We start from the raw sequence: 19,784 nt of genomic DNA, 5'->3' as shown, positions 1-19,784 counted from the left end.
CTTTATTTTAAGGATGACTACCATCTGTTTATTGTCGAGACCGTATAGTATATAGTCTCACCAGGTAGGCAAATTACTAAGTTTCACCAAGCAGGCAAGTATGTATGATGCATCATACTTCGATCATTCACTAAGCTATATTTTTGCCTGTTACGCACATGCATTTCAGTTTTTTTTCGTCTGCCTATGTATAACCAATGGTATGACCAATGCATGACCAAACGAAGCACTTCCACACGCCGTCCTCTTGATATTCACCTCACCACCTTTATTTGTTAAACGCCTTTACAAAATTTTCGCTTTTTGTCGAATGGCTATTGCAATTGTGTATACCGTGAATTAGTATATTCTCAAGAAAAAGATTTTCTTTCGCTTGGATCAATTTCCATTGTACTTGAATGATGCAACGTTTTATTTTCACCGCTCGATTTCTTTGTAAATATAAGGTAAAGAAGCATGTAAACTGTTGCGGTTACGTTATAGTCGTCTTGTATTTAAGATGGGGAATTAAAATTTCCACCAAGTCTTTTCTTAAATCTGCAATAAATAAATGAAATTAATTTTCATAAAATAACAATATATATTTAGTAAACGTATCTGTTGCCATATATATTGATCGTTACCCTTCAACTCATCCGAAAGGAGTGATTGCGATTGTCGCCGATTCTTCATGTGCTGGAGCAAGGATTAGATAAATTGTCTCCACAGGAGCGCAGACTCGCTAACTATATTTTACAGCAGCCCTCCTCCATTAGTCGGATGGGCATTACACAGCTTGCTACACAGTGCGGGATCAGTCCGGCTACTGTCACGCGCTTTTGCAAAACATTTCATTTTGAAGGCTTTCCTGATTTTAAAATGAAGCTGGCAGCCGAGCTTGCGCAGCAGTCGATCCCCGGCTCGTATCAGGATATTATCGCAGGCAATCCGCTTGCCGAGATCGTCAAAGCGATTGAAGCGAATCATGTTAGTTCGATCAATGATACGACCCGGCTGCTTAGCCTACCACGTCTGGAGCAAGCGATCGGCTATCTCATCCGTGCACGCCGTATCGATCTGTATGGTATCGCTACATCTTCTATCGTTGCGCAGGACTTCTACCAGAAGCTGATTCGCATCGGCAAAAATTGCACCGCTTTTGCCGACTCCCATATGCAGATTACGTCGGCATCCACGCTATCCTCGGAAGATGTCGCCATCGCGATCTCCTACTCAGGCGAAACGAAAGAAACGATCGATGCACTCCACTGTGCAAAGGAAAATGGTGCCACTACGCTCTCACTCACGCAATACAGCTCCAATCCACTGGCAGATAGCGCGGATATCGCCCTCTTTTCCTCATCGCTGGAAAAAGGAATTCGCCGCGGGGATATGGCATCTCGCATCGCCCAGCTTCATATTATCGATATTTTGTTCACCGGTATGATCAGCGCACAGTTCAATGATTCCGTTAAAAAGCTGGAGCTGTCCTATAAAAACGTGCGGCGTTACCGCAAAGACTCAGGAGGGTTATGATTCATGGTAAATTTGGTCAAGGTAGGAAATGAAAAAGATTTTGGCAAGGTTGCCGCGTACATTGTGTCCAGTCTTGTGCAGACGTCTCCGCGCTGCGTGCTCGGACTCGCGACAGGCGGAACACCGGTCGGCTTGTACAAAGAACTGATTGAAATTTACAATCAGGGCGTGATCACCTTTGAAAAGGTAAAAACATACAATCTCGATGAGTATGTTGGACTTCCAAGCGATCATCCGGCATCGTATCGTACTTTTATGAATGAGCATCTGTTTAACCATATCGATATTTTGCCGGAAAATACACATGTACCGGACGGTCAGGCAGCCGATCCAGATCAGGAATGTCAGCGCTATGACGAAATGTTATCTGAGGCGGTGATCGATCTACAGGTACTCGGTATCGGACATAATGGACATATCGGCTTTAACGAGCCGGACGATCAATTGACACCAGGTACACATGTTGTGGATTTGTTGCCACAGACACGCGAAGCGAACGCACGCTACTTTAACTCTATCGATGAAGTGCCCCAGCGCGCGATCACGATGGGCGTCGGTAGCATTATGAAGGCGCGTCAAATTCTGCTCATGGTACGCGGCGCAGATAAAGCAGACATTATCCACCGTGCGCTAACCGGCCCGATCACCACGCTCTGTCCGGCATCCCTGCTGCAACTGCATCCAAATGTAACCGTGCTGATGGACGCGGAGGCTGGGAGGTTGTTTCAGCAATGACACATCGAACAGAAGGTACACCTGCGTCATTCCGCATCATAAACGGACGCATCGTGACACCGGAAGGAATAATAGAGCAAGGTACGCTGATTGTAAAAAATGGCGTGATTCAGTATATCGGATCGGATGATGGTTCAGGTTCAGGTTCAGGTTCAGGTTCAGGTTCAGGTTCAGGTTCAGGTTCAGGTTCAGGTTCAGGTTCAGGTTCAGGTTCAGGTTCAGGTTCAGGTTCAGACAATTATACGGGCGCTGATTTTACAGTCAATGAAAAAACCGAAGATTCTGCTTTCCACCGTGATGATACGCCCAATGCTGCAACTATAACTCGCGAGCAGAATCCAGCATCGTCCCCTGGCAGCGTTCCATCTGCATTTTCCCAACAGGATGCACAATATGATGCTGGGGGCGGACTCGTTATTCCAGGTTTTATCGATATTCATGTACATGGCGGCATGGGACAGGACTTTATGGATGCAAGCCCGGAGGTGCTGGATACGATCACTCGTTTTCATGCAAGTCAGGGTACGACCTCGATCCTCGCCACAACGATGACCGCCCCACGCGCGAATATTGATCATGTGCTGGAACAGGTTCACGCTTATGTAGAAAAAGGCGATATGCCTGGCGCACAGGTCGTTGGTGTACATCTGGAAGGCCCATTCATTAGCCCTAAATGGCCTGGCGCGCAAAATCCAGAACATATCGTGCCACCTACTGTAGAATGGCTGGAACAGTGGCATGCCGCTTATCCAGGGCTGATCAAGCAACTCACACTGGCACCAGAACGTGAAGGTGCACTGGAAGTCATTCGCTGGCTGCGTGCTCATCATATTACCGCTGCTGCCGGACATACCGATGCAACGTATGAGCAGATCATGGAAGCGGTCGAAGCTGGGCTGAATCATGCGGTGCATACATTTAATGCGATGACACCGCTGCATCATCGGAAGCCCGGAACGGCTGGCGCGGTGCTGAGTACGCCTTCGATCTGTGCGGAAATTATTGCGGACGGCGTTCACGTGCATCCTGCTGCGGTGGCACTGCTGGCCCAGCTCAAACAGGAACATAATCTGGTTCTGATCACCGATGCGATGTCCGCTGCCGGACTCGGTGATGGCGATTATATGCTGGGTGATCAGCCCGTAAAGGTGATCGATGGTGTAGCCACATTGCCGGAGGATAGCGGTACGCTGGCAGGGAGTCGCTTGACGATGATTGAAGGGTTCCGTTTCTTAATTGATAAGGCTGGCTTATCGATTGAGCGTGCTTCGGAAGCTGCCAGTGGAAATCCAGCGCGTCAGCTTGGATTGTATGAGCAGACGGGGAGTTTGGAAGTTGGGAAGCAGGCGGATGTGCTGGTGTTGGATGGAGCGATGGGGTTGAAGGAGATTTTTGTTAGAGGGGTTCGGTTTGAGAGTTCCAATGCTTAAAAATCACCTTAGATGTATAGGGTATATAACAGTTAAAGCTCTTGTTACAGTTATACTTTAATCAAATGCCTTTTGAAAGATTTTGAGTCTTTCAAAGGGCATTTGAATTAGTCTTTCTATTTTCTAGTAAATACGGTTTAAAGACAACTTGTTTGATCAAACTGCTGAGATCACCTTGATACGAAACAAATTCTTCGCAATTTTCGCAACCTACAGATTCGTATAATTGCTTTTCCAGACAATAGTTTAATGCAAAATCAATACAGCCTTCATACACGATCAACTCGGTTTCGGATAGTTTTAAATCAATAATAGGACATCCGCAATTTCTTCTTTTTTAAAAATTCCATTTCACAATTCACTCTCTTGTAGAACTCACCTTCTTCTATAACTCACTTTTTTCTATATCATCTATGTAGCATGCAACGATAAAAATAATTATTCCTTTTCTGTTTTTATCCATTTGCTCGTATCATATTTATTAGGATTCCTGTACATTTCGTTACGGTAATCGATCATGCTTCCTTTGTTGATAGACCTGTAGGCATGTGGATCTACAGTTCCATCATCTTCCCATGTACAATAAGAACAAATCTCATAACCAGTTCCTGCATTTTTATCATAACGCTCAGTTAATGTTTTAAAACCACAGCAAGGACATGGAAATAAATTTTCCACTTCACCGATAACTTCAACTTTACGGCCGGTCATAAAATAAATAATTTCTGACAAAAATCCATTGCTCACACCTTTAAAGTCATCTTCATCCATTTCCAAATCCTTTTCTGGAAAACCTTGAATGTACGTTGATACTTCCATTTCTTTCTCGACCAGATTGCGCAATGAACTTATGAATTGTACAGCATGTTCTCTGGATATATTCTTCATTCCATAGTTCCATTCCTTATCAACGGATTTTGTTTTTTGTTACATTACTGTGCAATTCATTTCAAATCTCAGTAACGTTCATATTAATCGGATATCGGTGACACTTCCAGTATGCCACATACTACTGTAATACTAATTTCACTGCCTAATGTTTGTAGCTGGTAACACTCACCTGACTTGCTCGTAGCATGAACAGCATCCAACTGCTCTACAACGACATCGCATACAAAGCATGGAAAAATGACCTCATTAGTATCATCCAACGTTGTCTTCATTTGAAATAAAGAGACCTGTTTGCATATGATGTCGCCCACACGTCTGTGACGATTATAGATGGAATCGATGAACTCGAATGTAATGTCAGGACTGTCGTCCATAAAATGAATTCGATTTAAATTAACATTAGAGAATAGAATACTCACAACTTATTCCTTCCTGTATTTAATTTGGGGAGAAACTACGCTGTTGATTTAAAGCAAGCGCTACTCTACATCTGTAACAACTGGAACAAACGGTGATAAAAATGAATCTTCTTTTTGTGTTAGCTGTCCACGAGTAAGAACGAATACTTTAAATCTATTCTCACACCCTTCGGTATCTTCATCATCGAGAGTATATAGCAACCCATATGAACCTGGAGCTTGATCTGCAATAAATTGATATAGTTCCATAATCTCGGTGGCTTCAACAGTTTTCCGATTTAAAAATCCGCCCAGACTAACATAATAATTACCGTTAGCAGGATATAGCTTTAAAAGACCATTACTCCAATTTAAGTTAGAAATATAACTTTGTATATTTTCAACGATTACGCTCAAATGACATTCATCTATTTCAGTAACGCTCTCGTGAACAACAGTCCATCCATGAAATTCATACATTGATATTACCTTCCTTATATGTAATAGTGCTATTAAATACAAATGAATGATCAACCTGTACATAAATGATAAATTATTCAAAAATCTAACTATATTCCACCCACACGTCCTGGTTAATTAATTTTGCCTGATGCAGTAATTCGTATAGATTGCGATAGACGAGCAATGCCTTATGATCTAGCTGGGTTGTGTCTACATTTTGAATATCCTGTAATGCATCATCAAGGTCAGGTATTCTCCAGGGTCTCTTCTCAAACCAACCGGTGTCCAGATGATAATAATAGGAGAGTCCGTTCCATCCATTTTGAGTAGCAGCTATAGCCGCCATGATCGCATCAAAATATCCCATCCAGGCTTTAAGCTGAACAATTTCGCCTTCTAAATTTTCAAAATAGAATATGATTTCTGGCTCACCTTCATAACTGCTATAAAAGTCTGTTATTTTTCTCATTAGAACACCCCATTATCTGATGAACTAGATCACCTTTTCACGAAAATGATTTGTCTGTTTGTTGGGGAGCCTTCATAACAAAACATGCCTCATTTTGATGATTAATAACGAGTTCTTAGTCGTATTTTCACATTATACACATAGCATTCAGCTGATTGAAAAACCTTGTAAGTAATACCCCTTGTTTAAATAAAAAATATTACCTTTTTCGTTTGAGAATTTGTGGCTCTACTATAGGTTTGGACGGATCATACAGCACTTCAGAAAAATCAAATGCTGGAACCAAACCTACTTGATGACGACGTATTCCTTTACCTTCTTCGACAAATGCTTCTTCACCAAGATGCTTTTTCACTGCGGATCGAACTTCAAAAGAGAGGTCATCACAAATGGATTCCGTCAGTTGAAGTCCAATGATATTTTCGCCAAATTCATGCACTTTGTAACAAGGAGCCGATAATAATTGATCACGCCCGAACAATTCGATATACGGCTTTCCAAATATCGAAATCCAATTTAGTTCAGGATATCTAACTCTTAAATTAATAGGATTATTTTTATGATTATTACTGTGTTCAATACCAATTTCACCATAGACGGGATCAACTGCGTTCATAAAATTTGTACACACTAACATAAATTCATCAAAAAGTTCTTGTTCGATTATTTCATCTATATGTAATGTTATTGATAAAAGATTAAAATTAACTTGCTGATTCTTTATCCAAGATGCAAAATAATCAATCTTACATTTCCTCTTTCCTCTAGCAATAAAATCACCAGAAGCATAATTTTGATCAATCGACCGATTATTCCTCTCTATATTCATCCAAGTGTCCACCATATCCGGCATATTGGTCATAGCAAATATGTTCTTTAATGGCGTAACCGAATCATAGAGTGTAGGCACAAAATAGGGATGTTGATTCATCATACTAATTATTTTTTTAGCGAATTGTGGGTCCTGAAAATTCCTTGTTGCTAATAAAAACATGCTAATAAAGGATTCCGTTTCCATCGATCTCACCTCAATTCGAAGTATCTGTCACTTTTTTATTCATCGCTTCATTTAGCTTCTCAAGCGTATGTTGCAACGATTGTTCTAAATCTATTTTATCCACTTCATCAAATCTTTCGGTTTGATAAGGAATATTTAATTCGAATTCCTGTAATTGTAAAAGAAGTTTTCCGAAAAATCGGTTTACATTTTTGCATAATTCGCTGTTCTGCATTTCCCATGTTTGAGCTTCAACGCAACGTAATTAAATGCTTCTACAAGTTCGCCATCTCCTAATGAACCTGCTAAGGGATCTATTTGTATTCTTTGTAAAGCTTCCGGGATAATATACTCTAAAAAAATCTCTTGACGAATCAACTTAGCAATATTGCCATCTGTTAAGTTTTTTATTTTATAATTTTTAATATACTCCATCCAAATTGAAAGAGGTATTCTTTCGTCTGGTACATCATCTGCAATGCCCAGTAGTGCAGAAATTTTAGACACACTTAAATCACGATAGTCAGTATCCATAGTATAATACACTCCATTCATAGCTAAGGTATTTCAAAATTATTGAGGTTCTTTTAAAATCCCTCTTTGTTCATTCCTATCGTTTGTGTACTTTCGCTTCTGTAAAATCCTTTTGTGAGAAGGTATACCGTTAATCAAAATTTAAATACATGCTAGCCGCCAGTTATACTAATGTGTTAGTGATTTCTTCGCGCATCTTAAAAATCAATTCTACTTCATCCATTGTTATATGATGTAAATCACCATCTTCAAACAGATTCTTATAAGCTTCGTCATAACTATCGGCATATTCAATAACATATGACTGTAACTTATGAATAAAAGTTAATTTGAGATACTTTCCTGCATATCTATAAACAATAGCATTATTAATCACTTCTTGCTTAGCATTTAGTTCTTTAAATAGTGCGATAATTTTATTCTCAATTGTATTCATGTTCCACCTCTGCTTTTCTGCCCAAAGATAACTCCTGTATAGACACATGAAAAACTACAAACGATCTACAACGTCATATGATCTGTCTATAAATTCTTTAGGCGTATCGTCCTGATTAAAAACAATAGAAACTTTCTTCTAAAAAGAGAATCATTGAAAAACATTATGGCAATCAGAATAAATCCCCTATATTTTTTCGATTGAAATTGAAGTGCAAAGTATTTCTGTATGGAGAGGGGCATTGAAATTTTGCATTTTAGTAAAGAATATCCTTCACTTTGCATATCTGTTATTTCAATATGTTGAAGAAAGTAAGGAATTTGCGATCTGGTCAATTCTCTTAAAGGTTTTAATCTGCCATCCTTACTTGCAACTAAGGAAAAACTAGAACATCCTATAAAGGACAACTTGACGTTAAAGTCGGTGTCTTCAAATACAAGGGTGATCTCATCACCAAAAAAACTTGAATCCAGCTGTAATACTCTAGCATCCCAATAGTGCATTGCCTCTATTTCAGATAGCGTTTTTTCAGCATTCATATTAATCACCTCACTTTTTATAGGAGATATGAGTGCTGCTACCACAATGACATCTTTATCTTCTACCTGATCCAGGCTACTTTATTACTTTATTGGATGTAGGGCTAATTCGCTCGGTTCCTTCTTTATTCTCACCCACCTATCCGTTTCAAAACTTCTTCTAAGGTAGATATCATTTTCTTCAAATCGCTAAAGTAATCCTGCTTTTCTTCTTCCAATTCCCATTGGAAATGAACAAGTAATGGATGGCTTTTGAGACGTTTAAAAAACTCACACGATTCTTTAGTACATATTACATTTCGAGTCCAAAATTCACATTTTATATGGTTGAATGAGTTCATCAATTCACCCACATAAATTTTTCCAGCCGTCGGCAATTGATTTAAGCGTCGGATGGACTCTGGGATAGCAAACTCTAAAATAAGGTTTTGCCTAATTAATTTTGCTACATCTCCATCATCCAGATTTAACAATTGTATATTTTGGATTCCTGCATACCAAACAGATAGTGGGGAAATTTCGTCCGAAATAACCTCGCCCATATCTCCATTTAATTCTCTTAGTTTTCTGATGGTCAGATCGTTTTTATTAAAGTTCAAGCTTACACCTTCTATCTAATTGCTTCTTTCTTACTCATTACAGATCTTTGTTCATTCAAAATTACCACTTCTAATTCATAGTAACTGAGTAAGTGTATCACTAGCAGCACTTTCATTAATTACGGATTTGAACAGCCGTCTTTATAAGTTTCCTTTTTCCTATACTTAAAAATATGATACAATCCATCTTCACTTAATAATCAAGTAGCGAATATCCTATTTAATTCTTAAGCTATCCCATCCATAACCTAGTATCATCTGTTTTGAACGCTACTGGCAGCTCTTGAATGAGCAACTCAATTCTGGAAATCATATAATTCAGGTCTTTATGTTGTAAGTTAGATTCCGCCCAATTCCTTAATTGTTCTAGCTCGTAAAGTGTAGATTGTACATGCTCTTTTCTTAGTTCCACTCCATTTCTTATTCGTGTTATCCCTAATTCATCAATTGCAGGTTGCCAAAACTTTGTGAAAAATTCTTCGCGTGCCACGGGGATTTCAAATCCCAATTCAAATGAATCATTTTCATTCATCCTAAATACACTTACCGACATTATGAACCTCCAAATTGAGTTGGGATATTGCTTATTTCTTTTATATTTCCATTCCTATTTTCGGTTCCACCTCTAGCACCGATATTAGATTCTTCGCTTGGCTCTGGATCAGCAGCGTGTCCGCTTGGATCGTGAGGGTAGACGAGCAGTTTGAAAGTAGGAGCTAGACAAAGTAGCCTTGGGAAGGCTAACCCAAGTCTACTTCAATATAAATGATTGAATTTAATATTACTTATATTTTTCCATACTATAATAAGGATTAGAAATATGATCTCCTACTTCATTTATAGTTTCCAATATCTCATCTAAGATAACCTTGTCTATTTTATTATTTTTAGATACTGATTGCTTGATAATGTCGAAACAACTCTCAAGACCCAGATTCACAACAATGGAAAGTATAAGATCTACATCTTCATAAGAATCAGTATTCCACAACGTGCATAAAACTTCATCTATCCTTTTTCTAATACTACTTTTTAATAATTCATAGGTCATTCCTTGTCGATCTGCTAGTTCACTAAGAATCAATAAAAATTCTTTTTTAGTTATACTTTCAGATCCAAATTCATTTAATACAGTTTGAAATAAAAATTCTAAAGTTTCTGTATTGAGTATATCAGGTAATTTCTCAATCTCTTCAAGATTCATCTTTATTTCCCCTTTATTGGAATATGAGACTCATTTAGAGAATGATTTTTGGTCCAAGTACCATCGCTTTTCAATTGTTTATTTCCAATCTTTATTTGTGCAGTCCAACGACTCCCTGAAGCAGATCCGGGATATTTAATTTCCGCATTAGAATCTGGTGAATGCCATCGAATAGTAACCCTTTGGCCATCTTCTAGAGAATACTGATACTTTGCTCCATCTGTAATAGAATCAGTACTAACAAAAGTATTCGGAACACCTTCTGGAATAAGAGATTCTAAATCAGATAAACTTATCTCTCCATCCTTTAATAAATTTGAAGCAATTTGTCTTGCTTCATCCCTAGTAAGTTTTTCAATAGAATCTTTTATACGCTTCTCATTATGCTGATCCAACTGCTGTTTCTGCAACTCATTCGAATTTGTCGCACTATCCGCTGCTTCTGCAACCGCATCACTTTTTTCTACTTTGTCCTCTGCTACCTTGTTGCTTTCATTAGATGTAGTAGCAGCTTTCCCATTTCCTTCTCCAAAACCTTCGCCATTCCCTACACCTCTAGCACCACTAACATTAGCGTCTCCAATAGGTGAACCACCAATATTGGATTCCTCACTCGGTCCGGGATCAACAGAATGTCCGCTTGGATCAGTATAGACGAGCGGATTATCAATCTGTCCCTCATACGTATCCTCATTCAAAAACCGTCCCACATTCGGATCATAATACCGCGCCTTCAGATAATACAATCCGGTTTCCGCATCATACGTCTCACCCGCATACTTGAACTCATTCGCGACCGCTTCTTTCTGCTGCGTCAGATTCCCCCACTCATCATACTGGTAGCTATTCACCAGACTACCGTCCGTGCCTACCATCTGCACGACATCGCCATGTCCATTGTACAGGTAATAGTAATCCTTCTGATTCGTCAGATCCTTTTTCACCAGTACACGGTCACCACGAATATAGCTGGAGATTGTGCCATTACTCGTCTGATCTCCAATCACCTGATTGGCTCCATTGTAGCTATATTGCGTCACCTTACTGCCATTCGTTTTCTTCCAGCGCAGACCATCGGGCAAGTAATCGAGTACCGTCTTCACACTATCTTTCGTTACCGAGATCAGTGTATTTTGCAGATCATAGCGGTAATTCGCTGCTTTCTCATCGGGCAGGTCACGTGTATCGTTTTGCGTCAGGCGATTACCGCGCAGGTCGTAGCTATATGACGTTTCAGTACCGTCCGCACGCTTCACACCTGCCAAGCGACTGAGCTTGTCATAGCTGTACGTCGAGGTTTGCGGTGTACCGTCTTTGACCTGTTCGGTGACCGAAGTAATATTACCGTTGTTGTCGTACTGGTAGCTGTATACGGACAACGTACTCTCGCCTTTCGTATTGCTCACACGAGTCAAGCGATTCATCGGATCATACGTCATGTTTTCTTGCAGCGTCGTTCCATCAGACAAGGTAGGAAAGGTAATTCGCTGTACCTGACCCAATGACGTATAGGCATAATTTACATTCGCGGTGGCTGCTGTCGTTCTTGCCTGTGCTCCATTGGTTTGGATCTGGGTCAGACGAGATTGGTCATAGCCATAGTTTGTCAGGAAGCTCGTTCCATTGAGCGTGCTGGTCTGGCTGGCTACACGATCTAATGGATCATAGCTGGCATCCAGACGGGCAGCATAGTCGGTAGCGCTGGACGACAAACTTGTGACGCGATCCAGTTTATCACTTGTGCTCGTCTGTGTCGCGACTTTGGCATCATTGATGTACAGCTCGTGACGATCCGTTAGGATATTACCACCGGAACCGAAAATACTTTTGACTTGCATCGTGCCACTGGTGAGTGTGTTACTGCTGGCTGCCTTCAACGTCGCGCTGGTCTGTTGTCCGCGCTCGTCGTAAGTGTAGGTTGCACTTGTTCCGTTGCGATCTATCGTTTGCTCTGTGAGACCGCGTGCATTGTAGTTCATTTGCGTGTGATTACTAGTACTGTCGGCTTTGTCGGTCAGTAGACCTTGTTCATTGTAATTCTTGGTGTACAGCGTCTCACTCTTACCGCTTGCATTGCTGATGATGACGCTGGTCAGTCCGCCGCCACCGTCATACGTGTAACTGCTCGTCTGGTCAAGGGCATCTTGTACACCGGTTAGACGATTCAGTGCATCATAGGTGTAAGCGGTAGTGACCCCTTTCCCATTCTGGTTGCCATTTGGATCGGTATACGTCAGCACGTTGCCGACCAGATCATACGTGTAGCTTTCCTGAATCGGTTGGCTGTGACTGGCTGCGCCGTCTTTGTACGCGACCACTTTGATCTTGTGACCATAAGCGTCAAAGTTTTGTTCCAGCAGATTCAAGCGAATGCTCGTATTGTCTGGATTCGAGCGATACGAACCTACGTTTGCAGCCGCAATCGTATAATTCTGTGTCTGCTGCTGGGTGAGCAGCGGCTTCGTGATGTATAGATTGCCTTCCGCATCGGTAAATTCGGTTTGCTGATCCCAGGCGTTGTAGGCTGCCGTTTGCGTGTTACCGAGTGTATCAACCGCATAGACGGCGCGTCCCAAATCGTCGGGATGGTACTGAGAGCGTGTCCAGCCGTTGGTGTCGTTGTACGTTTCCATCACACGCAGGAAGCCGAAGCCATCGTAATACGCAGCTTGACGGTTGAGAACGGTAACGGCACCGGTGGCTTTGTTTGTGTATTGGCGGATGCTGTCTACACGTAATGTGAGTATGCCTGCATTGGTGGGATCCGCTCCGGTACTGTAGACACGGTTCGTGTAGGCGTATTGATCTTCGATGCCGTAAACCGTGCCGTCCAGATTCGTCATGGAAGGCTGCGTCACTTTGATGGGGCGACCGAGTGCATCGTACGATGTGGTGGTCTTGTTGCCATCGCTGTCGGTTTGGCTCGTGAGCAGACCCGTGCCGGGATCATAGGTCATCGTTTGGCGAACGGTACGTTTGCTTTGATCCGCATTCGTAAACGTGCTCGTTTGCTCGGTAGGATAGGCATAGCTGTAATCGGCTCCATAGGTGGTCGTTACGCTGGAGGTGACTCCACTGCGTATTGATTTTTGCTCGGTCATGCGTTGGATCTGGTTGCTATTCGATGGTGAGGCATCATAGGTGTAGGTGGTCGTTTCGCCTAAAGCGTTGGTGAAGCTTTGCAGGCGTCCATTACCGTTATACACATACTTTTCCGTTACCGCAGGACCTCCATTTCGATACCAATCTTTGTCCGTCACTTGATGATACGTGGAGTCATAGGCGTAAGAAACCGTATGTCTTGCTTTCGTATCGGCGTTATTATAATCATCCGTGATCAGATCATCGGTTTCTTTCTGGGTGCCTCCCCAGTCGGCATAGGCGATATCTTTGTAACGGGTCACAGTACCGTTACTATCTTGGGTAATGCTCTGGATTTTTGTCGGATTATAAAAGTACACTTTGTCAAAACTCTGATTGTTCGTTGTACTAACTTCACCACTGGCTGTGCGAGTTTCTGTACTCAGTACCTGATGTAAGCCGTTATACAGATGCGTGATCGTTTTCTCACCGGACGCCGTGGTGCTTTTAATATGGGCGGTTTGAGAATAACGGTACACTTCAGGTGTAGGTGTACCGACATTATTGTAAACGATCGAGGCTTTGGTATAATCGCCATCATACGTATAATCCACTCGGTTCATGATTGCGCCTATGCTATTATCTGCAAGCAATGGTGTATCATAACGCGAATGAATACGGTATTCTTTACCGTCTCCACCTCGTCCTTCGATACGGTCAGTTTGTTCATAGTCGTAATGTGTTGCTGAACGTGTCGAGGTGACGGTAGTTAATAAGAAACCCGGATCTGAGATATAGTTATCTGCGCTTTTGTATCGCAGCTGCGCTTGTACGGGATCGTAGTCAAACGTTTGGGTTTCCTGTGCATTGTTCGTAATGCTATGTAAGAGCGGAATATAGCCTTGATCCTGTCCATTTTGCAGGAGTTTGACACGGCTTTTGGTGTAGACGACTTTTTGCTGCGGTTGTCCTTGTGGATTCAGGACGGTGACGGTAATGCGTTCGCCTTGGAACTCGTCTCCTTGATTCAAGGTCGTTTCGTAATCAAATGTGACTTTACGTCCTAATGTATCCGTGATATACGATGGTACGAAAGCGCCCCAGCCCGCAGTCACATCCGAGTTTACTTTACGTTCCTGGTAATGGTAGGTCAGTGTATTACCATAGCGATCCACTTTTCCGATCATCAAACCAAACGAAGAGAAGTATTCTTTTTCTCCATCTGGATGCTTCATCATAAAACAAGCGTTAACGTCACCGTTGCTAAACTGTTGATCTTGTGGAATGGCTCGGACAAAAGTGAGCTGTATGCCACTTTCCTTTTGAACGATGAAGTCATTGGCGTTCCCGCCTGTATTAACGTTATAGCTCTGTCCGGTGCCCGAATGATACACCGTGGGGTTGACGTTACAATTTATACCGCCACCTTCAACGGATGGGATTTGGAACGACCAGCCCATCCCTAAATCATTGCGCTCGTACATGTAGCTACGCTTAAGCAGATATGCCGTTCGTTTAGGTGTAGACTTGCGCATATACGGGGAAGTGTCGGAAGAATCATACGTGATCCCAATATCCAAATCCATGCCATCTCGTCCGGGCAAGTGGATTTGATTCGCACTCCAGGATAAGCTACCCGTGGAGCTACTAATATTTTCAGTATTGCCGGTTCGTTCGGCATATTCTTGCTTGCCCAGATCGCTAATTTTTTGAGCATAATCGCTATCGTCTAAGGCACTGCTCAGTGAAGCAGACAGCGAGGCGGATTTACTGCCGTTCAATTTCGCTGCTGAAAAGGTCGCTTGATACAGTGAATGTTCCACTGCCGATCTAGCGTTCAGCAGATGTTCGTTCTGGTGAGTAGCAGGGAGATACACATCCCCCGTTACCGAAGCGGGAGATGCGATGTATTTCTTTTCGAGATCCTTCCATTTCGTGTGGCTCTGCTGATGTTCCTGCCACAGTTCGTCCCCAGTCTGTCCACTCAGGCGCATTAAATATTCGATCCAGTAAATATCCAGTGGCTCGGCGCCTTGTTGGAGGAGCCGATAGATGCCTTGCTCGCCCAATTGGGTGGTCGCTTCTTCATCCGAATTTGTAGGTGGAACTTCTTCGTCCTCTTGAGCGAATGTAGAAAATACGGACGGACTTGGATCCGAATGAGACTGATCCAAATCCACGATCTTATCCTCCAGTAGTTGCATCTGAGGATCGGGTGCTTCGTAGACGTCTTTATAGACACTTTTGGCAACGGTTGTCCATGCGTCAGGCTCGACATCTGGAGCAGGTGCACCTTTACTTGGTGGTTGAATCGAGCTTAGTGTTTCTTTGGTCTGACTCTTAGAAGGCTGCGCTGCGGCTGAAATAGGTGCTATACTCATATTGAGTACAAGCAGAACTGCTAAACTCCACAGCAATAATGTACGTGCTAAACGTTTTGGATATGAAGACACGTGGATATCCCCTTTAAGTAGAATCTCTTTCATGCTTGCATTAGTAGATGATGTTTTTTAGCTTCCTCGAATAATGGTGATCGTGTTATACAGCGAAGTAGCTACATTCGCTTTATTCGTAATTCGTATTTCTAGTCCGTATACATATTGACCGGGTACAATCTCTTTTCTGCCCTTTCGATTCTTTTCCCTGCGCGGTACACCTGGTGTCGTTAACTCTATTGAATTTGTATAAAAACCTGCCACATGATTGTTGTAGGCTGGATATACTTTATACACATCTTCTCGGGAACCGCCCATAACAGCACGTCCAAGATAAGTACCGTCGACGTAAACTTCAACTTTTTGAATACCGGCCGGATCTAAATACCATCCCGAAAAGGTAAAGTTCCCATATCCCGATTGATTATAGTTCCCATTTACTTGATCAAGGGTATAACGGATTGGCAAACCGGATTCGGTGGGTATCGGTGTAGGTGGCGGAACCAGTGTAGGATCAGGTGCTGGTTCAGGAGTTGGAGTCGGCTCTGGTGTCGGCGTAGGTTCGGGAGCTGGCGGCGGTGGCGCATTGAGGTTCACTACACTGTTATAATCCCCCTGCTCCACCTGTTTGCTAACCAGATTACCGTTTTTATCATACGCATACGTTGTTTTTTGTGTCGCGATATACATGATCATCAAGCGCCCATTTTCGTTATACTGATAGACACGCTGCGTAGCTGCTGCGGCTGATATAGTTGGCATAACTATAAGCAATAAGCATAAAATGAAGATGATTTTTTGAAAAATAGTCGCTTTGATGTACGAGTTTCTTATTTTCATCAATTTACAGATTCCTCTTGTCTAAATTCGTACTCAATTAGCAAGCAAAAACAGAGAAATTTCTAACAGTTCTTAAAATCTATGTAGTCTTAAACTGCTAAAATTCACCGCCGATATCATAAATTCGTTGTTGTGCGAATTATAAATGTGATAATATGGCTATTTTTTCTTAATGTGTATTGTTATATAGACATATTATTAATAATATGATTATATCGGGTGTTTTCAAAAATGAAAGTAATTAATTTACCTAACTAAAATTTATTATTTTGCTCAGATTATACCTTTCGATTATGATCGTTCACTTCATTTTCATATGCACAAATCCACAAAAGAAAAATCCCCTCCAGCGCTCAGTGTCGAGTTACCATTGCCAAATGATAGCTTCTCCACTGTTTGCTACAAAGGGGATCCTCAAAACACAATCGTTACTGCAAATCGAACTACTTTATTCGCTATCCTTACTCGTTCAAAACATCCATAAATAATAAACAATTTGTCTATTTAACATGCGAATCGACACGCTTTAAATCCCCTGTCGATTCTTTTCCACCATCTACTTCCATCAATCTTTCCCACTCCAAACTTCTGTCGCTGTCTTCGCTGCCGTGCGAATACTATCCGCCGGCAACCGATACGCCCATTTTCCAGTCGGCTCAACAATCCAGATATAGGTTTTGTCATCCGGTGCTTGCCAGCCGGTATATTGTAATTGGCTGGATGTGCTGCCTGAGCCTTTGTCGTGACCGCTCTTGTCCATCAGTTGCATCTCCAGTGTCAGCACTTGCTTGTAGCCTTTAACCTGGTCTGCGGCTACAGGTACTTCATCGGTAGGGATGTTTTTGATTGCATCGGTGATCGAACCTGCTTGTGATGGGGTGATCGTATGATCGTTCAGGCTCCATTTATCCTGGTTCGGATCGCCCCCGCTCGATAGTTGATGGGTCAGTGTCCATTCGGCTGTCGGTGTGCTGCCCTTCCAGACGAGCTTACTCAGCTGCTGATCGTCCCAGCCGAATGGTGTCGTATCGATAAAATGGAATGCGGTCGCATCGGACAGATCATTGATCGTCTGTGCGGCAATTTGCACAATAGGGCCATCGTTCACTCGGGCGTAATTGTAATCACGCTCCGGCGTTTCGCTGCCGAGTGAGATCGAGAACTTTTGACCGTTCGTTGTCGTTAATACGATACTCGGCTGATTCGCCTGTATGCCGTATTTGGATACATCTGTCGGCGAAGCATCGATGGTGCTGTGGATAGTTGCGGACTGCAACGTATCCAACCAGTCTGCGATCATATACGTATTTGCCGGATACGCCGCTGGCTCGGTGATCTGCCACTCGTTATTTTGACGCACAAGTGTGACGGGATCTGTTTCATCGGCACTTGCATCAGCAGTGCCTGATTTACCATCTTGTTCACTTGCTTTACTGTCGGTATGGGCAGAACCTTTACTATTACTAGCACTAATAGAACTTTTATTATTGCCGGTACTAGCAGAACCTGTACTGTTGTTAGTATCTGCTGACTCTTCACCCGTACTAGCAACCGCAGCCTCCCGATCTGTATCCGTTGTAGACGGACGAATCGCAATCTGCTGTAGCTCGTCTGTGTTGAGCGTCAACAGTTTAGCTTCCACCGGTGCAGCCTCATCTTTTTTCTGAAAAAAGTGTTGCGAATACGCATAACCGACACCACCTGCCAGCACCAGCAGCAGGATGATCGAAGGCAGTAGCTTTTTAACCATTCCGCTCTCTCCTTTCAAGCGCTCCGCATGCATAAAGCACATGATCTATCCACATTTTACGCACGGCGGCGTCTCCACCATAGGAATATTCCTGCGGCTACAAACAGCAATGGGAAGACGATCACGGTGGAGATGAGAATTGCACGCGCCTGTGGCAGCGTCAGTGTTGCGGTCTGGTATTGATCTTCCATTTTCGGACGAATTGTGACCTGACTGTCGTTACCGACCAGATAATTGATGCTATTCACAGCAAAGTCCAGATTGCCCTGCTGCTGGATCGACTGATTCATCATAAAGGTGGAACCGCCCAGCACAACGGCTTTCGGCTTGCCATCTGAACTGCCTACGGCAAAGCCTAGATCAAATGGTCCTGCCAGATCGTTATTATCCCGTTCGGTCTTCGATTCAAGCAGACCGCTTAGATTCATTTCACCATAGCTATTCGCTGTTGTCGTTAATAGCGGCGTCACGGTCAATCCCTGCTTCGCTTCCTGCTTGAGTGCAATCGAGAGAGACATGATCGTATACAGATGGCTTGCTGCCAGCTTATCTGTAATTTCATGGCTTCCATATTCCGGCACGATTGTCAGCGGATCATACAGCGATTGTCCTTTTGGCTCGACGGCTACAGCATGGGTATCGGTAATCCCGTAGTCGCTCATTAGCAAGTCAAGGTTTTTCCAGGCCGTCTTTGCCTTTTCGTTAAAGCCAAGTGACAGGAACAGCTTGCCGCCCTTGTCCATATACTGGCGAATGACCTTTGTCTCGGCATCGCTCAGATCGGTCTGCGGGGCGACGATCATTAGCACGCTTGCATCTGCCGGAACAGCCCCTTGCTGTGCGAGTGATAGTTCGGACACATTGATATTTTCCTCACCTAATTGCTGCGCCAGTAAGCTCAGCGTGGACACATCGAATTCGTTATGTCCATTGAGCAAATACGCTTTGTATGTCTTACTCGATGTGAGCGACAACAAACCAGACGTTAACTTCTGTTCACCGCTAAACTGATACGAGCTGGCAGCGGTGGACGCATCCTGTCCGTCCTGTTGATCCGGGCTGGTGAACATATTGTAAATCTGGATCGCTTTAGTGCGTTCACCTTGTTTGAGTACGACCGTACTCTCGGTTACGCCATATTGGCGCGCCAGTTCGGGATTTTGCAGCAGATCGTATTGTTTGACCTCCAGCTTGTTGTTAATTTTATGATATTCCTGTAGCAGGTCGGTCACTTCGCGTGTGTACACCTGTGCATCCTGCGGATTGATGAATACCATTGCTTCTACCGGTTCGTTGATCGCTTTCAGTGTACTAATCGTCTGATCGGACAATGTATTTTGCCGATTTTTCGTCAGATCGACTTGAAAGGAACCGAGTGAATTGAGAAATAGCGTCAATACGATAAAAATGCCAATCGCCGCAATCGAGATGACGGTGGCGTTTGTACGAGAAATCCATTTGCCCATTTT

18 protein-coding genes are annotated in these 19,784 nt (G+C 42.8%); 3 read left to right on the top strand and 15 right to left on the bottom strand.

Annotated features, from left to right (window positions below):
* Positions 1–654: 654 nt before the first annotated feature.
* From AAHF22_RS13425 to nagA, 3 genes are read left to right on the top strand one after another with little or no spacing between them, the layout of a single operon-like run.
* Complete coding sequence (locus tag AAHF22_RS13425) at positions 655–1,515, top strand: MurR/RpiR family transcriptional regulator (protein ID WP_347325527.1); 861 nt, start codon at positions 655–657, stop codon at positions 1,513–1,515.
* Between the two features lie 3 nt (positions 1,516–1,518).
* The gene (gene nagB, locus AAHF22_RS13420) at positions 1,519–2,250 is read left to right on the top strand and encodes a glucosamine-6-phosphate deaminase (protein WP_347325526.1); all 732 of its coding nucleotides are present in this window, start codon (positions 1,519–1,521) and stop codon (positions 2,248–2,250) included.
* On the top strand, positions 2,247–3,680 hold the full coding sequence (nagA, locus tag AAHF22_RS13415; RefSeq protein WP_347325525.1) for an N-acetylglucosamine-6-phosphate deacetylase: 1,434 nt from the start codon (positions 2,247–2,249) through the stop codon (positions 3,678–3,680). Before nagB ends, nagA begins: the two co-directional genes overlap by 4 nt.
* A gap of 438 nt (positions 3,681–4,118) precedes the next feature.
* On the opposite strand, the gene AAHF22_RS23890 is transcribed toward nagA, so the two are convergent.
* The 15 genes from AAHF22_RS23890 to AAHF22_RS13345 form a co-directional block, all read right to left on the bottom strand.
* Complete coding sequence (locus AAHF22_RS23890; RefSeq protein ID WP_371834065.1) at positions 4,119–4,568, bottom strand: CPCC family cysteine-rich protein; 450 nt, start codon at positions 4,566–4,568, stop codon at positions 4,119–4,121.
* An 83-nt stretch (positions 4,569–4,651) separates the two neighbouring features.
* Positions 4,652–4,990, bottom strand: a complete 339-nt coding sequence (locus AAHF22_RS23885) for a hypothetical protein (protein ID WP_371834064.1) — start codon at positions 4,988–4,990, stop codon at positions 4,652–4,654.
* Positions 4,991–5,050: 60 nt separating this feature from the next.
* A complete protein-coding gene (locus tag AAHF22_RS13405; RefSeq protein ID WP_347325524.1) occupies positions 5,051–5,449 on the bottom strand; it encodes an Imm7 family immunity protein in 399 nt (132 codons plus the stop codon).
* Between the two features lie 85 nt (positions 5,450–5,534).
* Complete coding sequence (locus AAHF22_RS13400) at positions 5,535–5,900, bottom strand: hypothetical protein (RefSeq protein WP_347325523.1); 366 nt, start codon at positions 5,898–5,900, stop codon at positions 5,535–5,537.
* Between the two features lie 199 nt (positions 5,901–6,099).
* Positions 6,100–6,918, bottom strand: a complete 819-nt coding sequence (locus AAHF22_RS13395; RefSeq protein ID WP_347325522.1) for a hypothetical protein — start codon at positions 6,916–6,918, stop codon at positions 6,100–6,102.
* Between the two features lie 183 nt (positions 6,919–7,101).
* Positions 7,102–7,431: a contact-dependent growth inhibition system immunity protein gene (locus AAHF22_RS13390; RefSeq protein ID WP_347325521.1), complete on the bottom strand. Its 330-nt coding sequence runs from the start codon at positions 7,429–7,431 to the stop codon at positions 7,102–7,104.
* 163 nt (positions 7,432–7,594) lie between these two features.
* A complete protein-coding gene (locus tag AAHF22_RS13385) occupies positions 7,595–7,867 on the bottom strand; it encodes a hypothetical protein (RefSeq protein WP_347325520.1) in 273 nt (90 codons plus the stop codon).
* A gap of 86 nt (positions 7,868–7,953) precedes the next feature.
* Positions 7,954–8,406, bottom strand: a complete 453-nt coding sequence (locus tag AAHF22_RS13380) for a PIM7 family immunity protein (RefSeq protein WP_347325519.1) — start codon at positions 8,404–8,406, stop codon at positions 7,954–7,956.
* A 131-nt stretch (positions 8,407–8,537) separates the two neighbouring features.
* Positions 8,538–9,005 carry a contact-dependent growth inhibition system immunity protein gene (locus AAHF22_RS13375; protein WP_347325518.1) on the bottom strand — a complete coding sequence of 156 codons (468 nt, stop codon included), beginning with the start codon at positions 9,003–9,005 and terminating at the stop codon, positions 8,538–8,540.
* A gap of 232 nt (positions 9,006–9,237) precedes the next feature.
* A complete protein-coding gene (locus tag AAHF22_RS13370; RefSeq protein WP_347325517.1) occupies positions 9,238–9,558 on the bottom strand; it encodes a hypothetical protein in 321 nt (106 codons plus the stop codon).
* Positions 9,559–9,786: 228 nt separating this feature from the next.
* Positions 9,787–10,209, bottom strand: coding sequence for a hypothetical protein (locus AAHF22_RS13365; protein WP_347325516.1), 423 nt, complete (start codon positions 10,207–10,209; stop codon positions 9,787–9,789).
* 2 nt (positions 10,210–10,211) lie between these two features.
* Positions 10,212–15,743 (bottom strand): RHS repeat domain-containing protein, encoded by a 5,532-nt coding sequence (locus AAHF22_RS13360; protein WP_347325515.1) that lies wholly within the window; start codon positions 15,741–15,743, stop codon positions 10,212–10,214.
* Between the two features lie 57 nt (positions 15,744–15,800).
* On the bottom strand, positions 15,801–16,415 hold the full coding sequence (locus AAHF22_RS13355) for a hypothetical protein (RefSeq protein WP_347325514.1): 615 nt from the start codon (positions 16,413–16,415) through the stop codon (positions 15,801–15,803).
* A gap of 715 nt (positions 16,416–17,130) precedes the next feature.
* Entirely contained in the window at positions 17,131–18,315 is a 1,185-nt protein-coding gene (locus tag AAHF22_RS13350) for a DUF4340 domain-containing protein (RefSeq protein ID WP_347325513.1), read from the bottom strand.
* A 56-nt stretch (positions 18,316–18,371) separates the two neighbouring features.
* The gene (locus AAHF22_RS13345) at positions 18,372–19,781 is read right to left on the bottom strand and encodes a GldG family protein (protein WP_347325512.1); all 1,410 of its coding nucleotides are present in this window, start codon (positions 19,779–19,781) and stop codon (positions 18,372–18,374) included.
* Between the last annotated feature and the right edge of the window lie 3 nt (positions 19,782–19,784).

Source organism: Paenibacillus wenxiniae, assembly GCF_039822605.1.
Lineage (GTDB): Bacteria > Bacillota > Bacilli > Paenibacillales > Paenibacillaceae > Saccharibacillus > Saccharibacillus wenxiniae.
Note: the sequence above shows the minus strand (reverse complement) of the source record. Positions and strands in the feature narration are given on the sequence as shown.